Raw genomic sequence first — 6,064 nt, 5'->3', positions numbered from 1 at the left:
CCGTCGCCAGCCGCCGCGCGTCGCCCAGCGCGCGGCCCAGCATCGCGCGGCGATCGGCGGCGACATGGCCGAACGCGTCGGTGCCGCCGCCGATCATCGTGCCCGCATCGTCGTCGTCGTCCTTCCTGGACAGCGACCGGGCGAACTGCGCGGTCCAGTTCGGCTTCCTCTCTAGATATTCGGCGTGGACGTGCGCCGGATCGAGCTTCGCGCGTCGCGCGGCCTCCGCGACCGCGTCGTCGAGGGTGCCGAACCGGTCGACTAGGCCGATCTGGTGCGCGGTGCCGCCGTCCCACACGCGGCCCTGGCCGATCTCGTCCACGCGCGACGGCGTCAGGTGCCGCGCGGTCGCGACGCGGGAGACGAACTGGCGATAGCCGTTCTCGATCCCGGACTGGAACACCGCGTCCGCCTGCGGCGTCGTCCCGCCCAGCACGTCGGGCTGGCCGGAGAGCGGCGTGGTCCGCACACCGTCGCTGGTGACGCCGATCTTCTTCAGCGCGTTCTCGAACGTCGGGATGATGCCGAAGATGCCGATCGACCCGGTGATCGTGCTGGGCTCGGCAAAGATCGCGTCGCCCGCCGTCGACACCCAATAGCCGCCCGACGCGGCGACCGATCCCATGGACACGACGACCGGCAGACCCTGCCTCTTCGCCTCCAGCACCGCCAGCCGGATCTTCTCGGACGCGAGCGCCGAGCCGCCGGGGGAGTCGACGCGCACCACCAGCGCCTTCAGCGTCTTCGTCGCCAGCCCCTTGAGCAGCAGCGCCGACACCGTGTCGCCGCCCGCCGAGCCCGGCCCCGCCTTGCCGTCGACGATATCGCCCGCGACGGTCAGCACGCCCACCGCGTCGCCCGCCGTGGGCAGCGGGTTGATGTCGAGGAAGTCCTGATAGGCGATCGTCCTGAAACTGCCGAGCGGCTTGCCGCTGTCGGCGCCCGCGACCTGCGCCACGCGCCGGCCGAACGCCGTCCGGTCGCCCAGATGGTCGACCAGCCCCGCCTTCAGATTCGCCTGCGCGATGTCGCCGTTCGCGGCGATCACGACCTTGTCGGGCGCGCTCAGGAAGCCGGCGATCTGCGCGGAGGGCCGCGAGCGGTGGATCGCCTGCTGCCAGCCGTCGAACAGCACCCGGTACAGCGCGACCGACTCCTCCTTCGCCTCGGGCGAGGCCTCCGTGCGGGTGTAGGGCTCGACGAAGCTCTTGTACTTGCCGACGCGGTAGACGTGCGCGTTGACGCCCAGCCTGTCGATCAGGCCCTTGTAATAGGGCTGCGACCCGCCCGGCCCCAGGAACAGCGACCCGCCCATCGGGTTCACCCAGATCTCGCTGGCGTTCGCGGCCAGGCGATAGCCGCCGTCGGTATAGGCGGTGGCATAGGCGAGCACCGGCTTGCCGGACCGGCGCACGCGCGACAGCGCCGCGCCCACCTCGTCCAGCGCCGCCGGATAGGCGCCGCCGAACTCGTCGAGGTCGAGCACGACGGCCTTGACGCTGCCGTCGTCCTTCGCGCGGTCGATGACGCGGACGAGGTCGCGGAGCCGGAACTGGCGCGGCACCGTCTGACCGCTGAACACCGCGGAGACGCTGGGATCGGCCGCCTGCTCGACGATTGCCCCGTCCAGTTTCAGGAGAAGCGCGCCGTCGCCGACGCTGCCGCGACCGGGGCGGGCCAGCAACGCCGCCGCCAGCAGCCCGAAGAACATCAGCATCAACGCGAGCACCAGCGCGTCCTTGATGCCGACCAGGATCTTCCACGCACCCCGGACCAGCTTCATCGCCTCGCTCCCACAACTGTCACATCCCGGCGCTATAACAGTCGGGCGGACACGTAAACGGCCCGTCTGGCCGCAGTGGCAGGCGATCGGTCGGAATTGATCGGAATTAACCCGCCATGGCGGTTGACGCCCGGCGGAGACAGGCACATATCGCCGCCATTGGCACTCGCGCCGCGTGAGTGCCAACACACCAATCACCCACAACAAGGGATCAGGGCAACATGAACTTTCGTCCGTTGCACGACCGAGTCCTCGTCCGCCGCGTCGAGGCGGAAGAGAAGACGGCCGGCGGGATCATCATTCCCGACACCGCCAAGGAAAAGCCGCAGGAGGGCGAGGTCGTCGCCGCCGGTACCGGGGCCAAGGGCGAGGACGGCAAGATCACGCCGCTCGACGTCAAGGCCGGCGACAAGATCCTGTTCGGCAAATGGTCGGGCACCGAGGTGAAGGTCGACGGCGAAGACCTCATCATCATGAAGGAAAGCGACATCCTGGGGATCGTCGGCTGACCTGAACCGTCACCCCGGCGACAGCCGGGGGCATCCCCTACCCAAGCGGCGCCGGCCTTCGCCGGGGTCGCGCCAGATAGAAAGACAGCCATCATGGCAGCCAAAGAAGTGAAGTTCGGCCGCGACGCGCGCGAGCGCATCCTGCGCGGCGTCGACATCCTCGCCGACGCGGTCAAGGTCACGCTGGGGCCAAAGGGCCGCAACGTCGTCATCGACAAGAGCTTCGGCGCTCCCCGGATCACCAAGGACGGCGTCACCGTCGCCAAGGAGATCGAGCTGAAGGACAAGTTCGAGAACATGGGCGCGCAGATGGTGCGCGAAGTGGCCTCCAAGACCAACGACATCGCCGGTGACGGCACGACCACCGCGACCGTGCTCGCGCAGGCGATTGTCCGCGAGGGCATGAAGTCGGTCGCAGCCGGCATGAACCCGATGGACCTGAAGCGCGGCATCGACCTCGCGGTCGTCAAGGTCGTCGAGGACGTGAAGTCGCGCTCCAAGCCCGTATCCGGCACGTCCGAGATCGCTCAGGTCGGCATCATCTCCGCGAACGGCGACAAGGAAGTCGGCGAGAAGATCGCGGAAGCGATGGAGAAGGTTGGCAAGGAAGGCGTCATCACGGTCGAGGAGGCCAAGGGCCTCGAGTTCGAGCTGGACGTCGTCGAGGGCATGCAGTTCGACCGCGGCTATCTGTCGCCGTATTTCGTGACCAACCCCGAGAAGATGACGGTCGAGCTCACCGATCCGTACATCCTGATCCACGAGAAGAAGCTGTCGAACCTGCAGGCGATGCTCCCGATCCTGGAAGCGGTCGTCCAGTCGGGCCGTCCGCTGCTGATCATCGCGGAGGACATCGAGGGCGAGGCGTTGGCGACCCTGGTCGTCAACAAGCTGCGCGGCGGCCTCAAGGTCGCGGCCGTCAAGGCGCCGGGCTTCGGCGATCGCCGCAAGGCGATGCTGGAGGACATCGCGATCCTGACCAAGGGCGAGATGATCTCCGAGGACCTGGGCATCAAGCTGGAGACGGTCACCGTCGGCATGCTGGGCCAGGCCAAGCGGATCACGATCGACAAGGACAACACCACCATCGTCGATGGCGCGGGTGATGCCGAGCAGATCAAGGGCCGCACGGAGGCGATCCGCCAGCAGATCGAGAACACCTCGTCCGACTACGACCGCGAGAAGCTGCAGGAGCGGCTCGCCAAGCTCGCGGGCGGCGTCGCCGTCATCAAGGTGGGCGGGGCGACCGAGGTCGAGGTCAAGGAGCGCAAGGACCGCGTCGACGACGCGTTGCACGCGACGCGCGCGGCCGTGGAAGAGGGCATCGTCCCCGGCGGCGGCACCGCGCTGCTGTACGCGACCAAGGCGCTCGAGGGCATGACGGGTGCCAACGACGACCAGACTCGCGGCATCGACATCGTCCGCAAGTCGCTGACGTCGCTGGTCCGCCAGATCGCCAGCAACGCGGGCCATGACGGGGCGGTGGTGTCGGGCAAGCTGCTCGACGGCAACGACACGACCATGGGCTTCAACGCCTCGACCGATGTGTACGAGAACCTGGTCGCGGCCGGCGTGATCGACCCCACCAAGGTCGTGCGCACCGCGCTCCAGAACGCGGCGTCGGTCGCGGGCCTGCTCATCACCACCGAGGCGAGCGTGTCCGAGATGCCGGACGACAAGAGCTCGGCCATGCCCGCCGGCGGCGGCATGGGCGGCGGCATGGGCGGCATGGACTTCTGAGCCGAATGTGGCCCGGGCTGGCGTTGCCGGCCCGGGACTCGCATTGGCTCGGCCAGCCGGTCGGTGGCCACGCCGCCGATCCGGTCTGACGTCCCGGTGGCGGCTTCGCCGTCGCCGCGCCTGCCAAGCAAGACAAGAGCCGGTGGAGCGATCCACCGGCTCTTCGCTTGTCCGGCCGTCTGATGTATGCCGATCCCATGGCGACCCAATCCGTTGAACGCGCGCTGACGGTGGACGAGTTCCTCCGAATCGACTTCGGCTCGGACATGAAGGCCGAGCTGGACAACGGCGTCATCCGCATGATGGCGGGTGGCTCGCGGGCGCACGACCGGGTGCAGATCAACCTGATCGTCTCGCTTGCCAATCGGCTGCGCGGCTCAGGCTGCCGCCCCAGCGGATCGGATATGGGCGTGCGGACGCACGACGGGTCGCTGCGGTATCCCGACGTCAGCGTGACATGCGGCCGCAACGGTCCGGCGGACGACAGGACACGAACCGTGTCGGACCCGTGCGTGGTGATCGAGGTCCTGTCGCCCACGACGTCCGCGCTGGACCGCGGCGCGAAGCTGGACGAGTACAAGGCGCTGACCAGTGTCGAGACGATCGTGCTGATCGACCCCGATGCCGAGCGGCTGCGGGTGCTCCAGCGCACCGGCCGAGATCCCGATGGCTGGTCCGACGTCAACTATACGCGTCCCCACGAGTTGAGCCTCGCGTCGCTCGGCCTCGCGGTTCCGCACGACGAGATATTCACGCGCGACTGACCCGCGGCACCCGCCCTGCGACCGGCACGTTGAGCCCGCCATGACAGACCGAGCCCATGATCCCCGCGTCCCTGCGAACTCGATCCTGTTCGGCTTCGGCCCCATGCTCCCGCTCCTCGCCGGCGGCGCGGGTGCGTGGCTGGCGCCGGACCGGTGGCCCGTGCTGGCCGTTCGCCTGACGGTTCTGTGGGGGGCGGTGATCCTCGTCTTCGTGGCGGGGGTCAGGCGCGGCTATGGCTTTGGCAGCCCGCGGGCATCGACGCCGGTCGAGGTCGCGACGATGCTGGTCTATTTCCTGCTCGCGCTCGCCGCGCTGCTGTTCCCGCGACCGCCGCTGTCGCTCGGCTTGCTGGCGATCGGCTATGCGCTGGTGGCGCTGCTCGACCGCCGGGCGGCGCTGGCCGGGAACGCGCCGGCGCATTTCGCGCGGCTGCGGCCGCCGCAGATGCTGGTGGGGATCGTCGGGCTGGTCGGCGCCATGGTCGCGGCGGTCGCGCGCTGACGCCTGTCCCGCCCCGCCTCTGTCCCGCCCCGCCTCTGTTCCGCCCGCCTCTGTCCCGTATCGTCGCGGAAGCGCCTCTCAGATGACGCCGCCGCCCAGGACCAGCCGGACCGCGAAGATCGCGATCAGCGTCAGGTTGAAGTCGCGCCCCGACCGGCGGCTCGACAGCGCCCCGACCGCGGCCCCGACGATGCCGATCGGGATCACGAACCAGTTGAGGATGCCGAGGAACGGCACGAACGCCACCAGCCCCGCCATCAGCGTCACCAGACCGACAAGGATCGAGACTATGTTGAGCATGGCGCAGGATCGCGCATCGCCGCCGGCGGTTCAAGACCGCCTGGTGCGGCGCTCACCGCTCCTTAACCCTGTGCTGCCATGGTCGCCGGCACACGACCGACGGAGCCGGCGATGCGATTGGCGCGACATGGCAGAGGCGTAGTCCCGGCGTCCGGACCGGCGCTCGCGCTTGCTCCTGCGCTCGCGCTGGCGGTCGCGCTGGCCATCCCCCTGGCGGCGTGCGGCGGGCCGAAGCCCGATGCCGCCAAGCCGGTCGACGCGCTCGACCAGGAACTGACCGGCACGAACGTCTCCGCTCCCGGCGACGCGTTCAAGGGGGATGCGGCGCTGACGGCGGCGCTGCACGACCAGATCATGGTCGACCCGGAGCTGGCGCAGCAGTCCAACCGCAACGCGCTGCGCCCGCCGCCGCGGCCGGTGACGGGCGTGACGCCGCCCGAGGATATCGCCGCGCGTCCGGCGTCGG

At 69.4% G+C, this 6,064-nt stretch carries 6 protein-coding genes and 1 pseudogene; 5 read left to right on the top strand and 2 right to left on the bottom strand.

From position 1 onward, the window contains the following. Positions 1 to 1,783: signal peptide peptidase SppA (gene sppA, locus HUV01_RS10925; protein WP_174298285.1), on the bottom strand; the 1,783-nt coding region annotated here is incomplete at its 3' end. A 221-nt stretch (positions 1,784 to 2,004) separates the two neighbouring features. Here sppA and groES point away from each other — a divergent pair. The 4 genes from groES (at position 2,005) to HUV01_RS10905 (ending at position 5,298) form a co-directional block, all read left to right on the top strand. After that, positions 2,005 to 2,292 carry a co-chaperone GroES gene (gene groES / locus HUV01_RS10920; RefSeq protein WP_174298284.1) on the top strand — a complete coding sequence of 96 codons (288 nt, stop codon included), beginning with the start codon at positions 2,005 to 2,007 and terminating at the stop codon, positions 2,290 to 2,292. Positions 2,293 to 2,385: 93 nt separating this feature from the next. Next, positions 2,386 to 4,032 (top strand): chaperonin GroEL, encoded by a 1,647-nt coding sequence (gene groL / locus HUV01_RS10915; RefSeq protein ID WP_174298283.1) that lies wholly within the window; start codon positions 2,386 to 2,388, stop codon positions 4,030 to 4,032. A gap of 197 nt (positions 4,033 to 4,229) precedes the next feature. Next, positions 4,230 to 4,796: a Uma2 family endonuclease gene (locus HUV01_RS10910; RefSeq protein WP_174298282.1), complete on the top strand. Its 567-nt coding sequence runs from the start codon at positions 4,230 to 4,232 to the stop codon at positions 4,794 to 4,796. Positions 4,797 to 4,836: 40 nt separating this feature from the next. Further along, complete coding sequence (locus HUV01_RS10905) at positions 4,837 to 5,298, top strand: DUF3429 domain-containing protein (RefSeq protein WP_174298281.1); 462 nt, start codon at positions 4,837 to 4,839, stop codon at positions 5,296 to 5,298. 78 nt (positions 5,299 to 5,376) lie between these two features. Here the strand turns inward: HUV01_RS10905 and HUV01_RS10900 are convergent, their stop codons facing one another. Further along, positions 5,377 to 5,598 carry a hypothetical protein gene (locus HUV01_RS10900; RefSeq protein WP_174298280.1) on the bottom strand — a complete coding sequence of 74 codons (222 nt, stop codon included), beginning with the start codon at positions 5,596 to 5,598 and terminating at the stop codon, positions 5,377 to 5,379. Between the two features lie 111 nt (positions 5,599 to 5,709). Between HUV01_RS10900 and HUV01_RS10895 the strand changes: the two are divergent. Continuing rightward, positions 5,710 to 6,064: pseudogene (locus tag HUV01_RS10895) on the top strand (hypothetical protein); the annotation flags it as partial.

This window comes from Sphingomonas bacterium (genome assembly GCF_903643035.1).
Classification (GTDB): domain Bacteria; phylum Pseudomonadota; class Alphaproteobacteria; order Sphingomonadales; family Sphingomonadaceae; genus Sphingomonas.
Note: the sequence above shows the minus strand (reverse complement) of the source record. Positions and strands in the feature narration are given on the sequence as shown.